The following is a 23479-nucleotide window of genomic DNA, read 5'->3' as shown; positions in this document are numbered from 1 at the left end:
CTATGTAGAAGTTTAGACGTCTATACGGATAACAGGATGCAGCAGACTCAGCAGGACAATACGCAACAATTTAAACGCAGCATGAAGGCGCGCCATCTGGTAATGCTTTCGCTTGGCGGCGTGATCGGCACCGGCCTGTTTTTTAATACCGGCTATATTATTTCCACTACCGGTGCGGCGGGTACGCTGCTGGCCTATCTGATTGGCGCGCTGGTGGTCTATCTGGTGATGCTCAGCCTGGGCGAGCTTTCCGTCGCGATGCCCGAAACCGGCGCGTTTCACGTTTATGCCGCGCGCTACCTCAGCCCGGCGACCGGCTATACCGTGGCGTGGCTTTACTGGCTGACCTGGACCGTGGCGCTGGGATCGAGCCTGACGGCCGCCGGTTTCTGTATGCAGTACTGGTTCCCCCAGTCGCCGGTCTGGCTCTGGTGCCTGCTGTTCTGCGCGCTTATCTTCCTGCTTAACGTTATCTCTTCCCGCTTCTTCGCCGAAGGGGAGTTCTGGTTTTCGCTGATCAAGGTCATCACCATTCTGGCATTTATCGTGCTTGGCGCAGGCGCGATGTTCGGCTTTATTCCGTTAAAAGACGGCAGCAGCGCGCCGTTCTTCCACAACCTGACCGCGCACGGCTGGCTGCCGCACGGCGTGCTGCCAATTTTGATGACGATGGTGGCGGTAAACTTCGCGTTCTCCGGGACCGAGTTGATTGGCATTGCCGCTGGCGAGACGGAAAATCCGCACAAGGTGCTGCCGCTGGCGATACGCACCACGGTAGCGCGGCTGATTATTTTCTTTATCGGCACCGTGCTGATCCTGGCCGCGCTGATCCCGATGGATCAGGCCGGCATTGTGAAAAGCCCGTTTGTGCTGGTGTTTGAGAAAATTGGTATCCCTTACGCGGCCGATATCTTTAACTTCGTTATCCTGACCGCGATTCTGTCAGCCGCTAATTCCGGCCTGTACGCCTCTGGCCGGATGCTCTGGTCGCTCTCCAATCAGAACACGCTGCCGCGCTGCTTTGCCCGCCTGACCCGTCGCGGCATTCCGCTGACCGCGATTTCCGTCAGTATGCTGGGCGGCCTGCTGGCGCTGTTCTCCAGCGTGATCGCGCCGGATACGGTGTTCGTCGCGCTTTCCGCTATCTCTGGCTTTGCCGTGGTGGCCGTGTGGCTGAGCATCTGCGCCGCGCACTTTTTCTTCCGCCGGGCGCATCTGCGCGCGGGTAAACCGCTTGCCGAACTGAAATATCGCGCGCCGTGGTATCCGCTAACGCCGATTTTAGGTTTTGTGCTCTGCCTGCTGGCCTGCGTCGGGCTGGCTTTCGATCCCGAGCAGCGCATCGCGCTCTACTGCGGGCTGCCTTTTATCGCCGTCTGTTACGGCGCTTACTACCTTACTCAGCTGCTGCAAAAACGCGAGCAGGCAAAGGAGACTCCACATGTTGTCGATTGATGCCGTAAAACAGCAGGTAGCCGCCGGACTGGTGCTGGATGGCGCGATGGCTACCGAGCTGGAAGCGCGCGGCTGCGACCTGAGCGACGCGCTCTGGTCTGCGAAAGTGCTGATTGAAAATCCTGAACTGATTTATCAGGTGCATTACGACTACTTTAAAGCGGGCGCGCAGGTGGCGATCACCGCCAGCTATCAGGCGACGCCGCAGGGTTTTGCGCAGCGCGGGCTGGATGAAACGGCTGCGCTGGCGCTGATTGCCCGAAGCGTGGCGCTGGCCGTGAAGGCCCGCGAGGACTATCTGGCCGCCGCGCCGCAGGCCGGGCCGCTGCTGGTTGCCGGCTCCGTAGGGCCTTACGGCGCGTTTCTGGCCGACGGTTCCGAGTATCGCGGCGACTATGCGCTGCCGCAGGCGGAGATGATGGCTTTCCACCGGCCGCGCGTGCGGGCGCTGGTGGCGGCGGGGGCGGATATTCTGGCCTGCGAAACGCTGCCTTCCTTCGCGGAGATCAAGGCGCTGATCGCGTTACTGGCAGAGTTTCCCGCCACGCCGGCCTGGTTTTCATTTACGCTGCGCGACAGCGAACATCTCAGCGACGGCACGCCGTTAGCTAAAGTCATCGCCTTTTTGGATGCGCAGCCGCAGGCGGTGGCGCTGGGGATCAACTGTATCGCGCTGGATAAGGTGACGGCCGCGCTGAAAGTTTTCTCCGCGCTGAGCGCGAAGCCGCTGGTGGTCTATCCCAATTCCGGCGAGCAGTACGATGCCGTCAGTAAAAGCTGGCACAGCGACGCCTCGACCTGCACGCTGGCGGATAACCTTGCCGAATGGCAGGCCGCCGGCGCCAGGCTGATTGGCGGCTGCTGCCGCACCACGCCCGCCGATATTAAAGCTATCGCCCAACGCTGCCGATAATACCTTCAGAGCTTTGCACCATAACGCCCGCAGCCGCCGGGCGTTATTCGCTGCGCCCAACTATTCTCACTATTTAACCTGGCAGGAAAGCTTATGAAACGTATTTTACCGGTGCTGTTTGCAGCGTGGCTGCTTGGCGGATGCGCCACTATCGTGGGCGACAAAACCCAGGATGTGAGCATTCAGAGCTGGCCACAAGGGGCAAAATTTGTGGTGCAGGATGAAACCGGCCGGGCGGTGGCGGAAGGCTACACGCCAAAGACCGTGACGCTGGCAAAATCGGACGGCAGCTACTTCGGCAAAAAGAAATTTCTGCTGATGCTGGAGCAGCCGGGCTTCGTGCCGCAAACCATTCCGCTAAACGAGAAGGCCAACCTCTGGTATCTGCTGGGTAATATCCCGCTTGGCGGCTTCCCCGGCTGGCTGCTGGTCGATCCGTTTAACGGCGGCATGTACCACATCGAAGAACCGCCAGCCCGGATCATTATGAATCCTGTCGGTGCGCGCGGCTGACGGAAAACGTGGTGGCCCGCGCTGCTGGCGGGCCGGATAGCCGGGGTTATTGCGCGGTGGGCTTAACCATCGTATGCGGCGGGCGGTGCTTAGCCAGATACTGATGCTGGAAGATGCACATGCGGATGGTATTGCGATACTCGCCGTTGATAAAAAACTCGTGGATCAGCTCGCCTTCAATTTCAAATCCCAGCTTGGTGTAGATGTGGATAGCCTTTTTATTCTCTTTATCGACGATTAAATAAAGCTTGTAGAGATTGAGAACGGAGAAACCGTACTCCATGGCCAGCAGCGCGGCCTTGCTGGCAAGACCTTTGCCCTGATGGCCGGGCGCGATAATAATCTGAAACTCCGCGCGACGGTGAATATGGTTGATTTCGACCAGCTCCACCAGGCCCACTTTATCTTCCGCATACTCCACCACGAAACGCCGTTCGCTCTGATCGTGAATGTGCTTGTCATAGAGATCGGACAGCTCGACAAACGCCTCATAAGGCTCTTCAAACCAGTAGCGCATCACGCTGGCGTTATTATCCAGCTGGTGGACAAAATGCAGATCTTCGCGTTCCAGCGGACGTAATTTTACCGATTGCTCGGCCGATAAAGCAGGCATACATCATCCTTTGTTACTGAGGCACCAGGGCAAGCAGTATAGGGCGTGCAGCGGGCGGGAAAAAGCGGGAAAACAGCACCGCCAGCGCGCAAAGGGCTGGCGGTTGAGGAAGCGTTGCGGATCAGAAGTTGTAGCCGGCCACCAGATAGTAGCCCCAGCCGGTGGATTTCACTTCAAAATTACCCGTGCCGAAGTTCAGCTCCTGGCCATCTGCCCACTGGCCGCCGTTGTGGAAATAACGCGCCACCACGGAATAGTGCCAGTGATCGTAAACCAGCGACAGCACGTGGCTGGAAGCGATGGAGTTGCTGGTGCGTGAAGCATCGCTCTTGTCGCGCAGATCGGAACCCCAGTCAAAGTTGGTAAAGCCGATATAGCTCAGGTTGCCGCCCCACAGCGAAGTCAGCGGCACAAAGTATTTCACCTTAAAGCGATAGCCGTCCCAGCTGTTTTCGTTAGCGGCGCCGTAGTTCTCCCACTGGTATTTAGCGTACACGTTCAGCGACAGGTTGACCGGCGTGTGGGTATCGATATCGGTGCCCAGGCCCATGTACCAAGTGTTCTGACGGTTATCGCTGTTACGGCCCATATCGTAGATATAGTTGTTGGCGAAATACCACTCTTTCACCGGCCCGATGCTCAGATCGGTGTTGGTCAGCTTGTCGATGGAGAAGCGCGGTTCGATCTCCATAAACATCGGCGAGCCGTGGTCAAAAATGCCATTGGCGTTAGAGTTACCGGCACCGAAGAAGTTGGTCAGATCCAGGTAGCCGTAAAAATCAAACCAGTCTTTTTTGGCGAAGGCTTCATATTCCAGATAAACGTCATTGTTAAACTGCGGCCCGAACCGGGTGTGATAGCTGCCTACCACGTTAACGCTCTGGTGCCACCAGTCGGAAACGTACTGCGGCTGCTCGGGGGCAGCAAAAGAAGCGGTGCTGTATGAAAGCGCCATCACTGCGCCAGCCATCAGAGATTTATATTTCATTATATTACCACATGCTTATCGACCATTTTCTGCAGCCCGCGCGATGGTCTTATCTGTCGTTATCCGGAACGGAACAGGAAGGCGGTTTCAGTGCCGAAAGCGCCCGTATAAATGCCGGAAAAGTGTGCCGTCATCCGCGCTTAAGGAAATAGATATCGCTCACAGTTGTCAAACTCTGTTTCATTTCACTTTAATTAAAGTGTGATGCAGATCACGCAAAGGACGGAACTTAAGCGGGCTGTTGCTTGTCTGCGCCGAAAAAGCCTGTTTGTCGCCAGGTAAACGTTTGCCTGTTGAAGTAAGGGGGAATGCTGAGAAAAAGAAAGCGGTGCGGGATAAATGTTATGAGATTGTGTTATAAGATAATCTTATATAAATGACGGTTTTTTGGGCATTTTTTAGCCATGTAAAGAGAGCGAAGTTGCCAGGCGGCAGGTAACGACCGCCCCTGTTTCACGCCATCCTGGCTGGCAGTCCGGCGGCGGATAATTACCGCCGCTTTGGTTTGGCAGTCCGGCAGCGGCAGATAATTACCGCCGCTTTGGCCTTTCAATCCAACAGCAGCAGATGATTGCTACTGCTGTGGCCTTTTACTCCAACAGCAGCAGATGATTGCTACTGCTGTGGCCTTTTACTCCAGCAGGGGCAGATAGCTGCTGGAGCCTTTCACTCCAGCAGGGGCAGAACAGCCTCCAGCCGCCCGGCATCCTCACGGTCAATTGACGCCAGTGGCTGCGGTAGATTAACCGCTTCCGTCAGGCCCAGCCTGGCGGCCAGCGCGGCGACAACCCGCAAACTGCCATATTTTGCAAACAGCGCCCAGAGCGGGGCCAGCCGATCGGAAAGGTTTTGCGCCTCCAGCTGCTGACCCGCGGCGCTCAGCCGGATAATCCGCTGGCAAACCTGCGGAAACAGGCCGCCCAGCACGGAAAACCACAGCTCGCCGCCCGCATTCAGGCCTCGCGCGGCCAGCGCGTCGCCGCTGACGCCAATGGCTATTTTGTCCGGCAATAGCTGGCGCAGACGGTCTATCCGCGCTTTTGCCTGGGCGGCATCGTCCGGCACGCCGGGAATTTTAATAGCGGCGAGCCTGGAAAGCCCGGCGAGTCGACCATACAGCTCATCGCTGAAGGTAAATTGCGTGGTGCCGGGATTGTCATACAGGCACAGCGGCACGGAAATAGCGTCGTTAACGCTTTGATACAGCTGAAACACCTCTTCTTCCCGCAGCTTCTGGTAGGAAACTGGTGCCAGCAGCAGCGCTTTCGCACCGGCCTGCTGCGCATCTTCGGCCAGTTCCAGCACCTGACGCGTCCGCAGCGCGCCAATGCCCACCATCACCGGCACCTTTCCCGCTTCCTCGACGGCCAGCGAAACCACACGCTTTCTCTCCTCACGCGTCAGATAAGCGTAGTTGCCCGTCGAACCCAACACGCCAAGCGACGTCACTCCGGCTGCCGCCAGTCGCTGGATCAAACCGCGAAAAGCGCGCTCATCAATTTCTGTTTCATTCATTGGCGTTAAAGGGAACGCGCTGAGACCGGTAAACATAGAGGTTTCCTTAATAGCGTGACGGATAAACACGCAGCGTAGCACCAGAAGGATTTCGGTATAAGAGGGCAAACCGCAACGGGCATTTTCCCGCGGGTTCCGCCAGCTCGAAAGCAACATTTTTCCGCCGTTTAGCGCGCCCTTAATGTTGCCTTAATATTCCTGCGGGAAACTCTTCTCACCAACCTGAGGAGAACACTATGAAACAGCCGCACAGCCGTCCGCTAAGTGAATATACCGCCGTGATTTTCAGCGGCCTTGTGATCCTGGCTTTTCTGCGGGTTTGGTTCGCCGCCTGAGCCGCCGTCAGGAAAATTTTACCGAGGCGCGACAGCCGCCGGTTTGCGGCCGATTTTCGAGGAAAAACTGCGCCTTATGCAGCTGGGCAATGCGGCTGACGATGCTCAGGCCCAGCCCGATGCCGCCGTAACGGCTGTCCATCCGTACAAAAGCGCGGCTCAGCTCGCCGCTTTTGCTTTCGTCAATGCCCGGCCCGCAATCCTCCACCGCCAGCACCGCGCCGGAAACGTTTTCAATGCGAACGGTCACGACGGTGCCTTTTGGGCTGTAGCGATGGGCATTCTCAAGCAGGTTCCTCAGCAGGACGCTCAGCAGCGTGGCGTCGCCGCGCACCGTGACATCCTGCGTTGCCGCCACTTCCAGCGTTTGTCCACGCTGTTGCAGCATCGCCTGCATTTCCAGGCTCATCGGCGCGATCACATCCCGCATCAGCGAAACCTGCTGATAGTTGCCGGCGGTAAAGGATTGCCCGACGCGCGCCAGTTGGAGCAGCTGAGAGACGCTGTTGGTCATCTGATCCAGACGCTCGAGCAAAGGGCGCACGTTAACGGCGTGCTTTTTCTCTATCAGCTCCAGATGCAGCCGTAGTCCGGCCAGCGGCGTGCGCAGCTCGTGGGCGACATCGGCGGTAAACAGGCGTTCGCGCTCCAGACTGGTGGTCAGACGCGTAATCAGCTGATTAACAGCCTGGGTAACGGCATCCACTTCCCGCACCGAACGGGCACAGCTGATGGGATCGAGATCGTCCTCGCTGCGGTTTTCCAGCTGCTTTTGCAGTTCAGACAGCGGCCGCGTGATCCATTTCACCACCTGGAAACAGAGCAGCAGGGCGAGCGTAATCATAATCAGGCTCGGCACGGCCAGGCTGGCGACGGCCTCATGGATCTCTTTTTCCACGTGCTTGTGCTGGTCATGATTATGCAGCGCCGCGTCCACCAGCAGCTGGATCTGCTCTTTGCTTTCGTGCCACAGCCACGCCACGCTAATCACCTGGCAGAACAGCAAAATCAGGCCAACCGCCATCAGCAGGCGAAAGCGCATCGTGTTGCCTTGACGTTGAAAGAAAAATTTACTCATTCGTATCGGCCTTGATCAGGGCATAGCCAAAGCCGCGCACGGTGCGGATCGCCGACCGGCCGATTTTTTCGCGCAGGTTGTGGATATGCACCTCCAGCGTGTTGGTGGACGGCTCGGTTTCCCAGTTGTAGATATCGTTGTAGAGGATTTCGCGATGCACCGGCTGCCCGGCCTTAAGCATCAGCCGCGACAGAATAGCGTACTCTTTCGGCGTCAGCTCCAGCAGCCTGTCGGCAAGATGGATCTGGCGATGCGTCATATCCAGCGCCAGCTGGCCGAAAGTCAGCCTGCTGTCACCCTGGTTAACATCGCGGCGGATCAGCGCCCGGATGCGCGCCAGCAGCTCTTCCAGCGCAAAAGGTTTGATCAGATAATCGTCCGCGCCCGCGTCCAGCCCGGTGATGCGGTCGCCGACCGTATCCCGCGCGGTGAGGATCAGCACAGGATACTTTTTCTTCTGGCGGCGCAGGCGCAGCAAAAGGCGCAGGCCGTCCTCGTCCGGCAATCCCAAATCGAGGATCAGCAGGCTATAGAGGCCGCTGGCAAGCGCGGCCTGTGCGTCGTGGCTGGTGCTTACGCCGTCGCAAACGTAGCCTTCGCCTTCCAGCGCCATAAGCAAACCCTGTAGCAGCAGGGCATCGTCTTCCACCACCAGAATTTTCACCGATTTGTGCTCCGACAGGCCGTCAGGATATCGTCGCCAGGCACATACTCACGCGTCACCGTGCCGGTCAGCCCCAGCACCGTAGAGAACAGATTATCCTGCGACCACGTATTCTTCGTCAGTTTGTTCATACAGTCCATAGCCACCGCGTGGCGCTGCTGATAGTCGGGCGACAGCCAAATCAGCATCGGCACATGCTTCTGCTCTTCCGGCGCTATCGCGTAGGGCATACCATGCAGATAGACCCCGTTTTCGCCCAACGATTCCCCGTGATCGGAAAGATAGACCAGGCTGGTGGTAAAACGATCCTGATGTGATTTTAATACGTTAATGGCTTTATCGACGATGTAATCCACATAGAGCAGGGTATTGTCGTAGGTGTTGACCAGTTGCTCCCTGGAACAGTCCTGGATCTGGTTGGTGTCGCAGGTCGGCACAAAACGGCGGAACTGCGCCGGATAGCGATGATAATAGGTTGGGCCGTGGCTGCCGATAGTATGCAGCACGATAATGCCGTTGCCCTTCAGCTGGTTGATATAGTCATCCAGGCCGTGAAACAGCACGTCATCGTAGCATTCGCCGTCGATGCACTCGCCAGGCAGATCCAGGCGCGTCATATCCTGATGCGGCACCCTGTCACAGGCGCCTTTACAGCCGCCGTCGTTCTCATTCCACAGCACGCTCAGGCCCGCGCGCTGTACGATATCCAGCAGGCCTTCCCGATGGCTGGCAAGCACATCATCATAGTGCGCGCGCGGCATCCCGGAAAACATGCAGGGCACCGACACTGCCGTAGAGGTGCCGCAGGATATGGTCTGCGGGAAATAGATAACGTTATCTTTCGCCAGCAGGGGATTGGTCTGGTGCGAATAGCCGGAAAGCGAAAAATCCGCCGCGCGCGAGGTTTCGCCCAGCACAATAATGGTCAGGCTTTTTTTCGTGCTGTTGAGCATTTGCGGGCTTTGATGCGCATCTTCTCCCAGCCTGACCAGCGGCAGGTGCGTCAGTTGGTTGTGCTTATACCAGGAAAGCGTTGCGGCAATACTGTTGGAAGGGCTAAGCGACTTCACCAGCTCTTTATGATTGCGAAACAGCGAGGCGTAATCTTTATAGAAGAGCAGGGCGATCAGCAGGATTAAAACGGCGGAGGCGGCCAGGCTAAGCACGCGCGGCATCACGCTGCTCAACAGGCCCGACGGCGTTTTGAAGCGTATCCAGAACGCCAGCACGACGGCCAGCACGCCGGAAAGCAGCAGGCTGATAACAAACTGCGGCGTCATCAGGGCAAAGGATTCCGACGCGGTGGTATCCAGCATATTGACGATCATCGAGCGGTCGAGAACGATATTGTAGTTCCAGATAAAATACTGTGCCGCAGCGGAAACCAGGATAAACAGGGCGATAAGCAGCCTGTCCAGCCACAGAAACGAAGCCAGCGTCAGCACGATATTAATGACGCTGAACGCTACCAGCGGCATAGAAAGGAAAACCAGCGTACAGCGCAACGTGGTAAGCGGCATGGCCGCCAGCACCTGATGGTAGAAGGCAAGATTCAGAAACAAAGCAATGTAGGCGGAAAAGAGGATCAGGAAAAGGTGTCGACTCAGCGACACTCTTTTTAGCTGCATCAGTGACATACCAGCAATCCGGAGCAAGAAAAGAGAGGCTCAGCTTGCCAGTGAAAGGTTAGGAAAACCTTAAGGCCCTTAAGAAACCACGATAAAGACTGGCAAAGATGGCAAGCGTCCTCCTGATGGTCTGGAAAAGCCAGGCGCACGGAATATAAGGAGGGGGCAGGAAGCGGGAAGGGCTGAGAATGTGCCTGATGTTTCCGTCAGCGCTCAGAATTCGCCGACAGGTAATGTTTACGAAGAGGTATTCCGCCAGAAAAAGGCTTTCGCCTGATAAAAGAAAAGGCCGCATAAGCGGCCTTCAACCCGATCACGATAAGCGATTACTCAGTGACTTTCTTTTTCAGATCGCTGGCGCCTTCTTTGGTCTTATTCCAGCCTTTTTCAGTGCCTTCTTTGGTTGCATCCCAACCTTTTTCGGTACCTTCTTTGGTCTTATGCCAGGTTTTCTGCGTGCCTTCGCTGATTTTGCTGGTGGTGTCGTGGCTTTTGCCTTCCGCCGCGTGTTCAGACTTCAGCTTCAGCTCTTTGCCTTCATTCTGGGTCTGGTGCAGTTTCTCTTTTGCCGTGTTGGCGCCTTCGTTAGCGGCGGCTACGGTGTCGTCCGTTGCGTGTGTGGCGGCAAAAACAGGAGAAGCCAGCAGCAGGGCAGAAAGTGCAATAATCGTTTTTTTCATGATTTCCTCACCAAACATTGATCCGTTGTGTAGTTAAGCATGGCACGGCAAATGACGCCCCGCCTTAGGAATAACCTGTATTTGAGCATAGCTGAAGCGGGCGATTTTGCTGCTTTACCGGTGGAATGGCGGTTAAAAAGCGCTTACGCAGGGATAAAGAGAAGGATTGCAGCAGCGAGAAAGCGGGGCCGGATACTGACGAACACAAAGTATCCGTCCGGCAGGGCCGAACGGAAAGAGGGCGGTATCATATCGATCAGGCGGCACGTACCTGCGGCATGGCGATATCGGCGCTGATGCGGGTTCCCTCGGCATCAAACACCATGCAGTGATGGGGGTAAAACCCGGGCTGTAGATGTTGATAAGGGCGGAAATGCACGTCGCCGATGTGGCCGATCAAAAGCAGCAAAATTTAAAGCAGCTTGCCGAACAGCTGGAGTAGGTAACCGGCGAATGGATCCTGCCAGAATGCGCTGCTGAAAGTAGGCCTGGTGTAATTCGGGCCTTAGCGTAGCTGGCTGATGGATAAGCGCAAAGCCCTTTTCGCGTACTTTTTTAATGGCGGGGCGAATTAGCGAAACCGCCGGATTTTACTGTCGCTGGATTTAACAGGTCACTCAAGGCTGTCGTCATGGTAGAGAATGCAATCATACCTGGCGCATATCAAAGCAGGGCGTTCATGTCGGGGAAAGGCGCAATATCAGTGAGGCCGGCGGCAAGGCATTGCCGCTTCTCTTCGTCGAGATAGCCTTCCAGGGCATTTTGCTACTTCCGCATTGCTGGTGCAAGCCGGGCAGGGCGAAGGGTTATATTGCTGTCTCTACGCGAGAGAGGCAGACCTAATCAGATGTAACTTTTATAATGTCGCCATTAAGGTCTAAGCGATAATTATCGCCATCATACACAGTGAACATTAAACCCATATTTCTACTTTTATCTACAGAAAAGATAGCGTCCTTTTCGATGCAGTTTATTTTTGTTTTTATATCATTAAAACAGAGCCTGTCATATTTTCCTTCTTCCTTATACCCTTTCCCAAACAACCAGAAGGTGACATAAAAATAGCCATTTAAATCAGATTTTGGAATGGCATATTTATCTTTTAACATATTCTGGTTTTTTAACCACCATTTAATTTTCCCTTTATCAGTCGGTGGAAAACTAGTGACCAGCACATCACTGAAACCACTACTTCTGTGATGAATAGCGACAATCTCTACTGGACGCAGAGACAACCAAAACCAGTAGACAAGCAGCACCAAGCCAGCCAGAAAGAGCGAAGCTATAGTTCTCCTATTTTTCACTCTCATTTGTGAGCTCCCTTAATTTCTATTGTGGCTTCCATATTGGTCATAAATGGCTTAAAGCCAAACTGGTTGTATCGCTGGAGCACGAACCAGATACGGAAAAAATGGAACTGGCTGAATTTTTTCTTCAGTATATCGTCACTGTCGAGGCCAAAGTGATCCTGAACTTTGTAATGCACCACTGCGCGAAAGTGATCGTTATAAATATGCAGTGATTTTATGGTGATACGCGTTGCCCAGGTATCATGAACAGTGATACCCATGCCATTAAAATCATCCTGGAAACGGTCAAATTTAGGGAGTTTCCCGCCGAGGATTATTTCTTTTAATTTATCCTTTTCTTTTTCTGGGTAATGTTTTTTATGCCAATCGATATTTTTTTAATAACTTCATGCAGTCTTAGGCGAGTGCTATTTTTTGATTTGTCATTAAGAATATGCTCCTTTAAAGCTGTGTCCAGTGACATATCATGGAAAGGCGTACCGTTGCCGTTTTGCATATGGGTGATCATCTTTTCGATCAGGTGGCTGTACGGCCCATAAATGGAAAAATTACGGGATAACGAGCGGAACTCATCAAATAGCATCATGGCGCACTGCTGCCGACTAATTTTCTCCCCGGCTCCGCGCCGATTGCAACAGAACATGGATTGAGGCCGATCCATTGAGGAGCGCCGGGTCAGCATGTAAGGATCAACACGGTCAGAGATATAGTCCAGCCGGTAATGGGATTTCAGTTGTGCTTCAGTCAGATCGCCACAGCGCATATCCTCAGCGCCATAGTCATCCATCCGGTTTTGAGTTTTGAATATAGTGCAGGGATACTGTAGAGCCGCCATCATGATACTTTCCTTGTGTCATTGTCCGGTGTAGTGTTCATAGGGGATAATACGCGGTGACTGGCAGTGATGTAAATCTTCAATTATTACTGCCTGTAATCTTTTACAGCGCTCGTGCTGAGGACGAACCGCTAAGGTCTGATTTATCAAAACGCCATTTGGCAATTTTCTAATTTTCGGGATCTTCTGCCCTTTATGTTTTTAAATGGTTTTTGTGAATTTAACTTTGAGTAGTATACCAATACCGTTTCGTCTACGGATTTTCAACCGGTCGATAGTTAGTATCCAGGCATAGACCATTACTCGGGTTGTCTTTCGCTATAGCAGGTTAAAGCTATCAAAGTTAGTGACGCGATGCCGTAATATGAAAGAGTAATTGTTAAACTAATTCTTTGAAGACTCTAAGGAAAAACATTAGGGAAAAGTATTCATCCTGTTCACTTTTTAATTTTTGTGATTTATTATCAGTTACTTAAATGATGATTAATTAGGCGGAAATCCTTCGCCACTCTTCATCCGAAGGTGAACATCATTCGCCGCTCGAGGTAAAATCGGCCTGGCCAGTGTGGTGCCGACTGAGCAATGCACACTGTCTTGACCGGCTGCTTCTGCTGGTGCGAATAGTCGACTGAAGGATTTTCCGGGAAGCACTTTCATCACCGGAGAGCAGTTGGGTACAGACGTAGAAAATAATTACATCAATGAAATTTATACCGAAATAGTGATTTCCGGCGACAATTTCTATCCGGCCCTGAACAGGAGAAGCACAATGCATAAGGTCTCGAATCTACTGGTTTTTATCGGCCTTGTTAGCTTTGCAATAGCTTTGGCCGTGAACCTCTATGGCAGCCATGCCGTCAGTCATGTCAACAGCGCGCCGCTGTTCTCTACTAACTGGTGGGCGCGCTGGTTCCCGATTTATGCCTCGGGCATTGCGCTACTTTTTATTGGTCTGGTGTTGCGTCTGACCGGTCGCGCGCGTTAAGCAATAATGAGCGCATTATAGCCAGACGTCTTGCTGAGTGCAGCCTGCCAGCAGGCGCCTGGCGCACGAATTGAGGCGGACTGGCGACAGGCGAGAGGAGACCAGTTTAGCCTGACGCATCACCAGCGTTGCTTCCTGCTGCGTACATGGCGATATAGTGCATTTTCCCCTTGTTCTGGCGTAGCCGGGTTTACCTGGCGGTTAACGATATCTGCCAGCCGGATACAGGCGACGTGGCCGGATTGATGAATGAATTATCAGCAGTGATGGACTTTGCGTTTGCCGCAGAGTCAGCGGAAGGCGAGGCGGCCTTGCTGAAACTGAACGACGTGCAGATTAGCTGGCTAGCCGTTACCGATAGCTATCGTTTGGTTCATCAGCAGCAAATTACTGATTTTGATCACGCCGGCAAGCTGGCTCAGGCTATCTCCGGGCTATTGTTAAACTGGAAGCGCTGTCGTTTTCACTATTGGTCGCCCGCTACTGAGGCTGCCGGAAGCGCTTAGGGCGTGGACTACGGTAGAGAGAATGGCTGAGCGGGTTTAAGTGGAGCAATTACAGAGGTTATCGCTGATGTATAGCGGTTAATGCGGAAAGGTTTGGGCACAACGCCGCTGAAGGATACAAAAAAGCCCGTAGAGTTTGTGCCATATGGGCTCTCAGATCTTTGTCAGATGATTCTGGGCTGGCGGAATCTGAATTTTTCCTTCAAGTTACTGTATTGGTGTGATTTTTATTAATTCAACTTTGATTGGTATACCTAAGCGTATACCAATGCCGTTTCGTCTGTACTTTTCGACAGCTGATAAGTTAAGACTGCATGAAACTAAATGCTCAGGCTATCTTCAGAAAAAAAAGATTTTATGAAAAAGTGTTCACCCTGTTCACCTTTGATTTTTATTCTTAAGAATCATCATTTTATCTGGTGATCACTTAGATTGGTACTCTTCACCACTCTTCACCCGAGGTGAACACTATTCACCTTCAGACGTAAAAGTATGATGGCAATGTTTGGATTTTCGTCCACTGCGGAAGATGGCCAGTTTCACTGCTTGGCTGAAAGGAACCATTCATCTACGTTGCAAGTCGGCTTTGAGCGAAAAGCGGACATTGAAGTAGTATTACTGGCAGTGATGAATAATCTTCACAGGGATTATTGCCCTGGAGCATAGTCGCAGTCACATAATGATTCGAGAGTGCAGCTCTTAAATAACGGCGAAGCTATATGCCCGGGTTAATTTCCGCCAGTAGCCAACGCTCGAAGACATTCAGCGCCGTCTCATTAATGCCTGTTTCAGCCGGTTTAATTAAACAAAACTTTTTACTGAGTGAGATAGATTCAGGCCAGGGGGCAACAAGCTCCCCGCTATTTAACTCTTTTTCGACATACATGCGCGGCACTATTGCGACGCCTTGTCCTGATAGCGCAGCGGCGATAGACATTTCATGAAGATCATAGCGGACTCCCTGCGCTGGATTATCGAGTTCGATCCTGGTTTCCTGCGCATAGCATTGCCATGCCTGCGGATTCTGACGACGGTGAATCCGTGGCAGTTTGTTAAGTTGCGCGTTGTGTTCTTTGCTTTTTACCAGCGCTGGATGACATACAGGTAGCAGCGTTTCCTGGAAAAGAAACTGCATATGCATACCTGCCCATGCCGGATGATCAAAATGAACTGCGGCGTCAAAACCACTGCCGGTGAGAATAAAAGGATCGGTTCTGGCGACAATATTCACTGTGATATCTGGATACTGAGTGTAAAAGCTGTTCAGGCGGGGGATCAGCCAGCGGCACGTAAAGGTCGGCAGAGCGGCAATATCCAGATTTTTACTGCCTTCAGGCATACCCATGATTGATTGTGTATCTCTTTCGAGCCGCTCAAGCGTTTCGCGTATCTGATATGCATAGCGGGCGCCAACCGGATTGAGCTTAACGCGACTGCCGGTACGATCAAATAATCTGCAGTTCAGCATGGACTCAAGGCGTGCGATTTGCCGACTGATTGCGCCCTCGGTTAGTGATAACTCCTGCGCCGCGCGCGCAAAATTACCGTGCTTTGCTGCAGCCTCAAAGGCCAGCAGGGAGCGGCTACTGGGAATTTTCATGGGCATTATCGTGGCCTTAAATGTCTATGCGTAACTTGTTTCAATGACAAAAGCTCACTGAGTCATGAAATAATGTCGATTTTAACAGGGAAATAACTTGTTTAACATGATGAAAAGTCATCAGGTAGGATGTTGCTCGCCTACAATTTTTATGAGGTATTCATGCACTCTGTTATTTTTCCAACCTGTCAGATTGGTGGTTACCAGGTCATCGCGCTGAGCGATGGCACAATGGAAGCCACGCTTGATTTACTTTCAGGCATTGAGATCGCTGAGGCTGAGGGTATCCAGCGCAATGCCGGGATCGAGAAGTACGGGCGTATCCATATCAACTGCTATCTCATTCGCGGATGCGGGCGCACCATCCTGGTTGACACCGGTGCGGGCGGGCGCGACAACGTGGGAGGGCAGCTCCGGTTGAAACTTGCGATGCTCGACATCTGCCCTGATGACATAGACACGATATTATTGACGCACGGCCATCCCGATCATATTGGCGGTCTGCTGCATGAAAATGGAGAGCCAGTTTATAAAAAAGCTGAGCTCCACCTGCATCCGCTCGAAATTGCACACTGGCAGGACAATGAAAAACAACAGGCAGCCAGCGAGCGCGGCAAACGTAATTTCACACTGGTTCGCAAGACCTTAGACGCCTATGCCGGAAGGATATGTTTGCTTGATGAGAGTGAAGTAATGCAGGGAATTCGTCCTGTATGGCTGCCGGGCCATACACCAGGGCATACCGGATTTCGTATTCATTCCGATAAAAAAGAGTTGTTAATATGGGGCGATATCGTTCATTTCCCACATATTCAGTCATCACATCCCACTGTATCAATCATGTTTGATGTCGATCCTATGCAGGCCGAAGAGACAAGGAAAAAAACGTTGAAACAGGCTGTAGATGAAAAATTGATAATTGCCGGCATGCATCTGGATCAGGCAGGATTCTCCTGCTTCAAGCAGTCCGGGGAGGCCTATTTCCTTTGCAAGTTACATCAGGAATAGCAAAAAAATATCCCCGTTACCAATAGATAAAAGAAAATCTAACAAGCTTTCACAATGCCTGGCAACAGGTCCTTTAAGTGTGCAACGTCCGCTTCTGGCACAAACCGGCCGGAGCCGGTTTGGTATTCATTTTAATATTTACGCCTCGCAACGGGGTAGCCAGTCTGCCTCGCAGTCTTCGCTCAGCTCCGGGCTGGTCTGGATACCGTTCTTCGTCTTGCGCTTCAATAATTCTATCTCGTACTTCTTCAGCATCTGCGGCACCGCCTGGCCGAACGCCGTCAGGCTCATGGGGTGCTGATGACCTCTGGCCTCCATAAATGAAAGGTAGGCGTGATAGAGGTAGCGGCGCGGATTCACCGGCAGGATATTAGCGTTGCCGATAAACAGCCCGGTTGGCGTGCTCAGCGGCGTCAGGTAGCCGCAGAAGTCGACCAGCGGGTCGGCGCTGCGCTTGATTTCAAGCGCTTCCTCAGGCGACTGCTGCGCCTGCAACAGCTCGCGGGCATCATCAGGGCGGGTGAAGCGCGGCATCAGGTGGCGCACGATAACCGCCAGCTCCCCGGCAATCTTCTCCAGCAGCTTTGGATCACGTTCGTTCGCCGGTATCACATCCGGACAAGGCAGAATTACCCGGCGGCGGGGCACGCCGCCGCTGCGGTCGCTGAAGCGCATCGGATTGTTGTTCACCGCCCGTATCACCGCCGGGATGTGGGTTAAATAAGCGTCGCGGTAATTCGGGTCAATCGCCACGGCGTCGCCGCTGGTAATCGCCTTGATGCCCGCGCCACCGCTCCACTTCTCCTGGTCCGGCAGGATAATCAGGGAGTAGCCAACCATGCTTGCATGTTCTCTCGAAGATTCCGCGTGTTGATGGTTGCCGCCGTGGTATTTGTCCTCTCTGGCCAGCAATTGCGGTCATCTCGCTTGTATCGCTGCGTGACAAATTACAAACACAAAAAAGCCCGCAAAGCTTTCGCTTTGCGGGCTTTCAGGACTTCATCGAATGGTTCTGGTAGCCATCGACCAAGAATTTGGTGGAGCTGGCGGGAGTTGAACCCGCGTCCGAAATTACTACACCGTCGGCACTACATGCTTAGTCCAGTCTTTACATTCGCCAGTTAGCTGCGAACGGACACGCTACTAACAAACTAGCCTGATTGGATTTAACGCTTCAACCCCAGGCAGGGCATCCACGCGATCTCTTTTGGGTTTGACCTCTCTTGATCCCCGTCCTAAGAGCGGAGGCTAGGGAGAGAGGGCTCTTAGCAGGTTATTAAGCTGCTAGGGCGTAGTTTTCGTCGTTTGCGACTATTTTTTTGCGGCTTTTAACGAGGCAAACCGCCCCTCGGCATGCTCCTAGGGCTTCGCAAATCCCGTCGAATCCAGAATCAGCCCCAAGTACTGTTTAGCAGTATAACAGAAAAACCTCACGCAATGCCAGTACCTTAGCGATTTGCGTGCTTCATTATACGTGCTTTGTCTGTCTTCCACTCACGCTCTTTGATGTCGTCACGCTTGTCGTGCTCTTTCTTACCTCTCGCCACGCCGATTTTCAGCTTGGCCCAGGCGTTTTTCCAGTACAGCGACAGCGGCACGATGGTGTAACCGTCGCGATTGGCTTTGCCAAACAGCGTATCCAGCTCTCGCTCCTTCAACAGAAGCTTACGGGTGCGCGTAGGATCGCAAACCACGTGAGAGGATGCGCCGGTCAGCGCCTGAAAAGTTGCGCCGAACAGGAACGCCTCACCATCGCGCAGCATAATGTAGCTTTCGCTGATGTTGGCCTTACCTGCACGGAGAGATTTGACCTCCCATCCCTGGAGCGACAGACCCGCTTCGAACTCTTCCTCAATGAAGTATTCGTGGCGCGCCCGCTTGTTCATGGCAATGGTGGCAGAACCGGGTTTATGTGCTTTTTTCTTTGTCATAGTGCAACTTAGTGTACATGAAGCGGTGAATGATGGCATCCCCTGTAACAACAAGCGCGGGGAAAAGCGCTATTTTAGCAGAACGCTGGCGGCTGAGAATTTTTGTTTACAGGCCGTCGATGTTATTATTGTAAAGTTTAAGATTAACAGGAAACGTTATGTCCCAGATTAGTCGTTCTGCGCTGGTGCCCTACAGTGCTGAGCAAATGTTCCGGTTGGTAAACGATGTGGATGCCTATCCGGAGTTTCTACCAGGGTGTACCGGCAGTCGCGTGCTGGATTCCAGTGAGCAGCAGATGACGGCGTCGGTAGATGTTTCCAAAGCCGGCATCAGCAAAACCTTCGTCACGCGCAACACGCTCAACAACAACAAGAGCATCCAGATGCAGCTGGTTGACGGGCCTTTCCGCAAATTGACCGGCGGCTGGCAGTTTATCGAACTGAGCGAAGATGCCTGTAAAGTTGAACTGAATCTGGAGTTTGAATTCACCAACATGCTGGTCGAGATGGCGTTTGGCCGCATCTTTAAAGAGCTGGCCAGCAGCATGGTGCAGGCTTTCACCAAGCGCGCAAAAGAGGTTTACAGTGCCTGATATCGCGGTAGAAGTGGTCTATGCGCTTCCTGAAAAACAGTATCTTTATACGGTTAACGTGGAAGAGGGCGCCACTGTCGAACAGGCGATTAAAGCTTCCGGACTGCTGGAGCTGCGCAACGATATTGATCTTGCCAGCAACAAAGTGGGCATTTTCAGCCGTCCGGTTAAGCTGAGCGATGAAGTGCACAGTGGCGACAGGATTGAAATCTATCGTCCGCTGCTGGCCGATCCCAAAGAGCTGCGCCGCCAGCGCGCAGAGCGAGCCGCAAAAAAATAAGGCGCTCTTCAGCGCCTTATCTGTTTTTCTTCCCGTCGCCTTCCCAATCTACACGACCGCAGTCGGGCCGACAGGTTGGTCAGCCTCTGCCTTAGCGCTTATTGGACGACAGCTGAGGCTTGTTATCGATATTGGTCAATACGCCGTTGCTGTCAAAGGTCAGCGTCAGCGTCTGCTGGGTCACAGGTTGATGGCCCGGCTCCTGACGGAAAACGTAATACCAGACGTTGCTGCCGAAAGGATCGTGCATCATCGGCGTGCCCAAGGTGTAAGCCACCTGCTGTTGGGTCATGCCGGTATGGATTTTAGAGACGTCATTCGCAACCAGGTAGTTGCCCTGGTTGATGTCCGGCCGGTAAACCACTCGCTCCAGAGTGGAACATCCGGCGGTCGTCATCAGCAGAACCACCGCCGCAGCAGTCAGCGTTTTACAGCGCATAAGTATCTTTATTCCTTTTCGGGCCAACACCTTGGGCATCAGGCTATTTTATATTCTGTATCGGTTTATCGCTTCGATCACAGCGTCAGAAGCCGATGATAATAAACCTTTCCGCAGTTGGAAACCTCTACGAAGCAAGGTTATGACCGCCGGATGCCAAAAAAGTGCCGTTTCAGGCCGCCAAAAGCTCTTTTGCGTTAGCCAATGTGTTGCGCGTTACCTCGCTGCCGCCCAGCAAACGCGCCAGCTCCTGCAGACGCGCGCGCTTGTCCAGCGGCTGCATATGCGTTTCGGTCATCTCGCCGTCCGTTTCCTTGCTGACAAAGAAATGGTGATTACCACAGCCCGCTACCTGCGGAAGGTGAGTTACGCACATGACCTGGGTGGATTCACCCAGCTGGCGCAGCATTTTACCGACGACCGCAGCGGTTGGGCCGCTGATACCCACATCCACCTCATCGAAAATCAAGGCTGGGGTATCCATCTTACGCGCGGTAATCACCTGAATCGCCAGCGCGATACGCGACAGCTCGCCGCCGGAGGCGACTTTGGACAGCGGCTGCAGCGGCTGCCCTGGGTTCGTGGTCACGCGGAACTCGATACGATCTGCGCCTTCTGCGGTCAGATGGTCCGGGTTGAACTGGACTTCAATAGCCAGGCGGCCGTGCGGCATTGACAGCGCGTGCATACTTTCGCCAATCAGCTGGCTCAGCTCCTGCGCATAGTGCAAACGGCGCTCATGCAGACGCTCGGCGCATTCCACGGCGGTTTTGTGATGCTTTGCCACGGCCAGTGCCAGCTCTTCCTGATTGCTTTCCTGCTGATCGAGCTGGGCCTGCTCTTCCAGCAGCTGCTGATGATAGCCAGCCAGCTCGTCCGCAGAGATGCGATGCTTGCGCGACAGCGAGATATAGCGCGACAGACGCTGCTCCAGCTCGTAAAGACGGTTAGGGTCGAGATCTAAACGTTCGCAGTAATGACGCAGTTCGTCACTGGCCTCGCTGATCTGAATGGCCGCCTCGTCCAGCATGACGCAAACGCCGTTGAGTTTATCATCCATCGCCACCAGTTCGCTCAACAGCTGCTGCGCGGTATAAAGCTGGTTCTGCAACGTAGTATGTTCACCGTCGGCCAGCAGCATTAATGCCTGCTGGCTGGTGGACAGCAGCTGACCGCTGTTCGCCAGACGCTTGTACTCTTCGTCGATGGCTTCATATTCGCCTGCAACCGGCGCAAACTCGTTCAGCTCTTTGAGCTGATACTGCAACAGCTCGCGACGGGCTTCACGCTCCTGCGACAGCTGCTGATGCTGCGCCAGCACGCGACAGCTCTGGTTCCACTGGCGATAGCTCTGCGCCACTTCCTGCATCAGGCCGTTCTCGCCCGCGTAGCCATCCAGCAGCGTTTTCTGATGTTCCGGCTTCAGCAGCAGCTGATGGGCGTGTTGACCGTGGATCTGAATCAGCAGCTGGCCCAGATCGCGCAGCTGGGAAAGCGGAACGGAGGTGCCGTTGATAAAGCCGCGAGAGCGGCCGTCGCTGCTGATTACGCGGCGCAGCAGGCATTCGCTGCCTTCGTCCAGCTGGTTCTCCACCAGCCAGGCGAGGGCAGAAGGGGTATCTTTCAGGGAGAAGCGGGCACAGAGGTCGGCGCGATTTGCGCCCTGACGCACCATATCGGCTTCAGCGCGACCGCCCAGGCAGAGGCCGAGCGCATCGATAGCAATAGATTTACCCGCGCCGGTTTCGCCGGTGATTGCGGTCATGCCACGCTGAAAATCGATTTCAAGTTCACGAACAATCGCAAAATTACTGATGGTCAGTTGTGCCAGCATAGAAAGCGTTCCTGTATGAAAACACAGATATGGTTTTTCATACAGTATATACTGGTTCTATAACCAGTAAAGTAGCTGGCAACGGATTTTAAAACAATTTTTTCGACCAGCCAAGTTTTGAGCTTAACGTATTGAAATAGTTGTAATTTTGCGGATGAATAAGATTCAGGTGATCGTCATTACGGCGGATCAGTACGTCTTCGCCTTCCTGGATAGGCAGCGCGATCTGACTGTCGCAGCTGACTTCCAGGTCGCTGCGCATATGGGAAAAGCGCAGCCGAATCGTACTGTTGCTGTTGATTACCAGCGGCCTGGCCGAAAGCGTATGCGGGAACATGGGCACAATAGCAATCGCATCCAGCGAGGGCGTCAGGATGGGGCCGCCAGCGGAAAGCGAATAGGCGGTCGACCCGGTCGGCGTAGAGATAATCAGGCCGTCGGAACGCTGCGAAAAAGCGAAGGTCTCATCGATATACACTTCAAACTCAATCATATGCGCGACCTTGCCGGGGTGCAGCACCACTTCGTTAATTGCCGTACCGACGCGCGGCTCGCGGCCCTGGCGGCAAACCCGCGCTTCCAGCAAAAAGCGGCTTTCCGTAATGTACTTGCCTTCCAGCACGTCGGCCAGCTGCTGCTGCGCGTTATCAGGATCGAGGTCGGTCAGGAAACCCAGGTTGCCGCGGTTGATGCCGATGACCTTGATATCGTAGCGAGCCAGCACCCGCGCCGCGCCCAGCATATTGCCATCGCCGCCTACCACCACCGCCAGATCGGCCTTTTGTCCGATCTCTGACAGCGAGCCGGTTTCGACGTCGGCCAGATTCAGTTCGCGGGCTATCTGCTCTTCGATGATCACCTGATAGCCTTTCGCCGTAAGCCAGCGACAGAGCATTTCGTGAGTGGTCAGCGCGGTAGGATGGCGCGGATGGCCCACAATACCGATGCAGTTAAAATGGTTGTTCATGATGCTGGTGTTCCTCATGAGGTAAACTACCTCAGACAATGTAACGGGTTCCCTTGAAACCGCAATTCTGATCCCCATAATAAGCGAACCAGCGAGATGAATGTGCACAAACGCGGAGAAATTCATGAGTAGTAAAGAACAGAACACACCAAACGAGCAAGTCTCAGACGATATCGAGATGGAACAGGCAACCCAGGACGCGGAGACAGCAGAAGGCGTGGATCCGCGTGATGAGCGCATTGCCGAGCTGGAAGCCCAGCTGGCACAGGCGCAGGGTGGCGTTCGTGAAGCGCAGCTGCGTGCTCAGGCCGAAATCGAAAATATTCGTCGCCGCACCGAACTGGATGTGGAAAAAGCGCATAAATTTGCGCTGGAAAAATTCGCCAACGAGCTGCTGCCGGTTATCGACAGCCTGGAGCGCGCGCTGGAACTGGCCGACAAAGAGAACAGCGAGCTGACCGCGATGATCGAGGGTATCGATCTGACGCTGAAATCCCTGCTTGGCGCCGTGCGTAAGTTCGGCGTGGAAGTGGTTGGCGACGTCAACGTGCCGTTTAACCCGGAAATCCATCAGGCGATGTCGATGATTGAATCCGAAGACGTGGCGCCGAATCACGTGCTGATGGTCATGCAGCGCGGCTACACGCTGAACGGTCGCCTGCTGCGCCCGGCAATGGTTGCGGTAGCGAAAGCCAAAGGCTGATAGCTATAACGAAAAAAAGCACCTTCGGGTGCTTTTTTTGTGCCTGTCGTATCAGGCGGTTATAAGTAAATCAATCACTTATAACCGCCGCACCTGCCCTAAAACC

At 53.7% G+C, this 23479-nt stretch carries 23 protein-coding genes, 1 other RNA gene and 2 pseudogenes; 9 read left to right on the top strand and 17 right to left on the bottom strand.

Going from position 1 to position 23479, the window contains the following annotated elements:
* The first annotated feature begins 36 nt into the window (after nucleotides 1-36).
* From mmuP to ACA373_RS10025, 3 genes are all read left to right on the top strand, one after another.
* The gene (mmuP, locus tag ACA373_RS10035; protein ID WP_253459077.1) at nucleotides 37-1455 is read left to right on the top strand and encodes an S-methylmethionine permease; all 1419 of its coding nucleotides are present in this window, start codon (nucleotides 37-39) and stop codon (nucleotides 1453-1455) included.
* Nucleotides 1442-2368 (top strand): homocysteine S-methyltransferase, encoded by a 927-nt coding sequence (gene mmuM, locus ACA373_RS10030; RefSeq protein ID WP_370734435.1) that lies wholly within the window; start codon nucleotides 1442-1444, stop codon nucleotides 2366-2368. Before mmuP ends, mmuM begins: the two co-directional genes overlap by 14 nt.
* Nucleotides 2369-2461: 93 nt before the next feature.
* Entirely contained in the window at nucleotides 2462-2881 is a 420-nt protein-coding gene (locus ACA373_RS10025) for a hypothetical protein (RefSeq protein WP_125289397.1), read from the top strand.
* A 46-nt stretch (nucleotides 2882-2927) separates the two neighbouring features.
* Here the strand turns inward: ACA373_RS10025 and speG are convergent, their stop codons facing one another.
* From speG to ACA373_RS09975, 10 genes and pseudogenes are all read right to left on the bottom strand, one after another.
* On the bottom strand, nucleotides 2928-3494 hold the full coding sequence (speG, locus tag ACA373_RS10020) for a spermidine N1-acetyltransferase (protein ID WP_253459083.1): 567 nt from the start codon (nucleotides 3492-3494) through the stop codon (nucleotides 2928-2930).
* Between the two features lie 121 nt (nucleotides 3495-3615).
* A complete protein-coding gene (locus ACA373_RS10015) occupies nucleotides 3616-4482 on the bottom strand; it encodes a nucleoside-specific channel-forming protein Tsx (RefSeq protein ID WP_253459086.1) in 867 nt (288 codons plus the stop codon).
* A 666-nt stretch (nucleotides 4483-5148) separates the two neighbouring features.
* Nucleotides 5149-6033, bottom strand: coding sequence for a dihydrodipicolinate synthase family protein (locus ACA373_RS10010; protein WP_301252684.1), 885 nt, complete (start codon nucleotides 6031-6033; stop codon nucleotides 5149-5151).
* 306 nt (nucleotides 6034-6339) lie between these two features.
* Complete coding sequence (gene pmrB / locus ACA373_RS10005; RefSeq protein ID WP_253459093.1) at nucleotides 6340-7410, bottom strand: two-component system sensor histidine kinase PmrB; 1071 nt, start codon at nucleotides 7408-7410, stop codon at nucleotides 6340-6342.
* A complete protein-coding gene (gene pmrA / locus ACA373_RS10000) occupies nucleotides 7403-8074 on the bottom strand; it encodes a two-component system response regulator PmrA (protein ID WP_370734434.1) in 672 nt (223 codons plus the stop codon). The genes pmrB and pmrA overlap by 8 nt, the downstream gene beginning before the upstream one ends.
* A complete protein-coding gene (eptA, locus tag ACA373_RS09995; protein WP_370734433.1) occupies nucleotides 8071-9711 on the bottom strand; it encodes a phosphoethanolamine transferase EptA in 1641 nt (546 codons plus the stop codon). Before eptA ends, pmrA begins: the two co-directional genes overlap by 4 nt.
* Before the next feature lie 317 nt (nucleotides 9712-10028).
* Nucleotides 10029-10382: a hypothetical protein gene (locus ACA373_RS09990; protein WP_253459116.1), complete on the bottom strand. Its 354-nt coding sequence runs from the start codon at nucleotides 10380-10382 to the stop codon at nucleotides 10029-10031.
* 256 nt (nucleotides 10383-10638) lie between these two features.
* Nucleotides 10639-10791 (bottom strand): hypothetical protein, encoded by a 153-nt coding sequence (locus ACA373_RS09985; protein WP_370734432.1) that lies wholly within the window; start codon nucleotides 10789-10791, stop codon nucleotides 10639-10641.
* Nucleotides 10792-11221: 430 nt separating this feature from the next.
* Nucleotides 11222-11692 carry a DUF943 family protein gene (locus ACA373_RS09980; RefSeq protein ID WP_370734431.1) on the bottom strand — a complete coding sequence of 157 codons (471 nt, stop codon included), beginning with the start codon at nucleotides 11690-11692 and terminating at the stop codon, nucleotides 11222-11224.
* Nucleotides 11676-12527, bottom strand: a pseudogene (locus ACA373_RS09975) (YPO3983 family protein). Before ACA373_RS09975 ends, ACA373_RS09980 begins: the two are co-directional and overlap by 17 nt.
* Before the next feature lie 670 nt (nucleotides 12528-13197).
* Between ACA373_RS09975 and ACA373_RS09970 the strand changes: the two are divergent.
* On the top strand, nucleotides 13198-13512 hold the full coding sequence (locus tag ACA373_RS09970; protein ID WP_370734430.1) for a hypothetical protein: 315 nt from the start codon (nucleotides 13198-13200) through the stop codon (nucleotides 13510-13512).
* 245 nt (nucleotides 13513-13757) lie between these two features.
* Nucleotides 13758-14018: a hypothetical protein gene (locus ACA373_RS09965; RefSeq protein ID WP_370734429.1), complete on the top strand. Its 261-nt coding sequence runs from the start codon at nucleotides 13758-13760 to the stop codon at nucleotides 14016-14018.
* A 715-nt stretch (nucleotides 14019-14733) separates the two neighbouring features.
* Here the strand turns inward: ACA373_RS09965 and ACA373_RS09960 are convergent.
* A complete protein-coding gene (locus tag ACA373_RS09960; RefSeq protein WP_370734428.1) occupies nucleotides 14734-15624 on the bottom strand; it encodes a LysR substrate-binding domain-containing protein in 891 nt (296 codons plus the stop codon).
* A 156-nt stretch (nucleotides 15625-15780) separates the two neighbouring features.
* Here ACA373_RS09960 and ACA373_RS09955 point away from each other — a divergent pair, with 156 nt between their 5' ends.
* Nucleotides 15781-16626 carry an MBL fold metallo-hydrolase gene (locus ACA373_RS09955; RefSeq protein WP_370734469.1) on the top strand — a complete coding sequence of 282 codons (846 nt, stop codon included), beginning with the start codon at nucleotides 15781-15783 and terminating at the stop codon, nucleotides 16624-16626.
* Between the two features lie 138 nt (nucleotides 16627-16764).
* On the opposite strand, the pseudogene ACA373_RS09950 reads toward ACA373_RS09955, so the two are convergent.
* The 3 genes and pseudogenes from ACA373_RS09950 to smpB all read right to left on the bottom strand — a co-directional run.
* Nucleotides 16765-17525 (bottom strand): annotated as a pseudogene (locus ACA373_RS09950) (primase-like DNA-binding domain-containing protein); the annotation flags it as partial.
* 136 nt (nucleotides 17526-17661) lie between these two features.
* Nucleotides 17662-18025, bottom strand: a transfer-messenger RNA (tmRNA) gene (gene ssrA / locus ACA373_RS09945).
* 49 nt (nucleotides 18026-18074) lie between these two features.
* Nucleotides 18075-18557 carry an SsrA-binding protein SmpB gene (gene smpB, locus ACA373_RS09940; RefSeq protein WP_125289457.1) on the bottom strand — a complete coding sequence of 161 codons (483 nt, stop codon included), beginning with the start codon at nucleotides 18555-18557 and terminating at the stop codon, nucleotides 18075-18077.
* 158 nt (nucleotides 18558-18715) lie between these two features.
* On the opposite strand from smpB, the gene ACA373_RS09935 reads away from it, so the two are divergent.
* Together ACA373_RS09935 and ACA373_RS09930 are read left to right on the top strand one after the other, a co-directional pair.
* A complete protein-coding gene (locus tag ACA373_RS09935) occupies nucleotides 18716-19150 on the top strand; it encodes a type II toxin-antitoxin system RatA family toxin (protein ID WP_370734427.1) in 435 nt (144 codons plus the stop codon).
* The gene (locus ACA373_RS09930) at nucleotides 19143-19430 is read left to right on the top strand and encodes an RnfH family protein (protein WP_125289459.1); all 288 of its coding nucleotides are present in this window, start codon (nucleotides 19143-19145) and stop codon (nucleotides 19428-19430) included. The genes ACA373_RS09935 and ACA373_RS09930 overlap by 8 nt, the downstream gene beginning before the upstream one ends.
* Nucleotides 19431-19521: 91 nt before the next feature.
* Here ACA373_RS09930 and bamE read toward each other — a convergent pair whose 3' ends face one another.
* The 3 genes from bamE to nadK form a co-directional block, all read right to left on the bottom strand.
* A complete protein-coding gene (gene bamE / locus ACA373_RS09925) occupies nucleotides 19522-19869 on the bottom strand; it encodes an outer membrane protein assembly factor BamE (RefSeq protein WP_253459150.1) in 348 nt (115 codons plus the stop codon).
* A 172-nt stretch (nucleotides 19870-20041) separates the two neighbouring features.
* Nucleotides 20042-21703, bottom strand: coding sequence for a DNA repair protein RecN (recN, locus tag ACA373_RS09920; protein ID WP_253459153.1), 1662 nt, complete (start codon nucleotides 21701-21703; stop codon nucleotides 20042-20044).
* A gap of 88 nt (nucleotides 21704-21791) precedes the next feature.
* Entirely contained in the window at nucleotides 21792-22670 is an 879-nt protein-coding gene (nadK, locus tag ACA373_RS09915; RefSeq protein ID WP_125289462.1) for an NAD(+) kinase, read from the bottom strand.
* A 124-nt stretch (nucleotides 22671-22794) separates the two neighbouring features.
* Between nadK and grpE the strand changes: the two genes are divergently transcribed.
* On the top strand, nucleotides 22795-23373 hold the full coding sequence (gene grpE, locus ACA373_RS09910) for a nucleotide exchange factor GrpE (RefSeq protein WP_125289463.1): 579 nt from the start codon (nucleotides 22795-22797) through the stop codon (nucleotides 23371-23373).
* The last annotated feature ends 106 nt before the right edge of the window (nucleotides 23374-23479 follow it).

Source organism: Erwinia sp. STN24, assembly GCF_041320675.1.
In the GTDB taxonomy this organism is placed as follows: domain Bacteria; phylum Pseudomonadota; class Gammaproteobacteria; order Enterobacterales; family Enterobacteriaceae; genus Erwinia; species Erwinia aeris.
The sequence above is the reverse complement of the archived record's forward strand: the minus strand, read 5'-3'. Positions and strand labels throughout refer to the sequence as shown.

Bases quoted from the DNA above. Each gene is read 5' to 3' on its own strand.
- mmuP (WP_253459077.1), top strand. From the start codon at position 37: ATGCAGCAGACTCAGCAGGACAATACGCAACAATTTAAACGCAGCATG.
- mmuM (WP_370734435.1), top strand. From the start codon at position 1,442: ATGTTGTCGATTGATGCCGTAAAACAGCAGGTAGCCGCCGGACTGGTG.
- ACA373_RS10025 (WP_125289397.1), top strand. From the start codon at position 2,462: ATGAAACGTATTTTACCGGTGCTGTTTGCAGCGTGGCTGCTTGGCGGA.
- speG (WP_253459083.1), bottom strand. From the start codon at position 3,494: ATGCCTGCTTTATCGGCCGAGCAATCGGTAAAATTACGTCCGCTGGAA.
- ACA373_RS10015 (WP_253459086.1), bottom strand. From the start codon at position 4,482: ATGAAATATAAATCTCTGATGGCTGGCGCAGTGATGGCGCTTTCATAC.
- ACA373_RS10010 (WP_301252684.1), bottom strand. From the start codon at position 6,033: ATGTTTACCGGTCTCAGCGCGTTCCCTTTAACGCCAATGAATGAAACA.
- pmrB (WP_253459093.1), bottom strand. From the start codon at position 7,410: ATGAGTAAATTTTTCTTTCAACGTCAAGGCAACACGATGCGCTTTCGC.
- eptA (WP_370734433.1), bottom strand. From the start codon at position 9,711: ATGTCACTGATGCAGCTAAAAAGAGTGTCGCTGAGTCGACACCTTTTC.
- ACA373_RS09990 (WP_253459116.1), bottom strand. From the start codon at position 10,382: ATGAAAAAAACGATTATTGCACTTTCTGCCCTGCTGCTGGCTTCTCCT.
- ACA373_RS09980 (WP_370734431.1), bottom strand. From the start codon at position 11,692: ATGAGAGTGAAAAATAGGAGAACTATAGCTTCGCTCTTTCTGGCTGGC.
- ACA373_RS09965 (WP_370734429.1), top strand. From the start codon at position 13,758: ATGAATGAATTATCAGCAGTGATGGACTTTGCGTTTGCCGCAGAGTCA.
- ACA373_RS09960 (WP_370734428.1), bottom strand. From the start codon at position 15,624: ATGCCCATGAAAATTCCCAGTAGCCGCTCCCTGCTGGCCTTTGAGGCT.
- ACA373_RS09955 (WP_370734469.1), top strand. From the start codon at position 15,781: ATGCACTCTGTTATTTTTCCAACCTGTCAGATTGGTGGTTACCAGGTC.
- smpB (WP_125289457.1), bottom strand. From the start codon at position 18,557: ATGACAAAGAAAAAAGCACATAAACCCGGTTCTGCCACCATTGCCATG.
- ACA373_RS09935 (WP_370734427.1), top strand. From the start codon at position 18,716: ATGTCCCAGATTAGTCGTTCTGCGCTGGTGCCCTACAGTGCTGAGCAA.
- bamE (WP_253459150.1), bottom strand. From the start codon at position 19,869: ATGCGCTGTAAAACGCTGACTGCTGCGGCGGTGGTTCTGCTGATGACG.
- recN (WP_253459153.1), bottom strand. From the start codon at position 21,703: ATGCTGGCACAACTGACCATCAGTAATTTTGCGATTGTTCGTGAACTT.
- nadK (WP_125289462.1), bottom strand. From the start codon at position 22,670: ATGAACAACCATTTTAACTGCATCGGTATTGTGGGCCATCCGCGCCAT.
- grpE (WP_125289463.1), top strand. From the start codon at position 22,795: ATGAGTAGTAAAGAACAGAACACACCAAACGAGCAAGTCTCAGACGAT.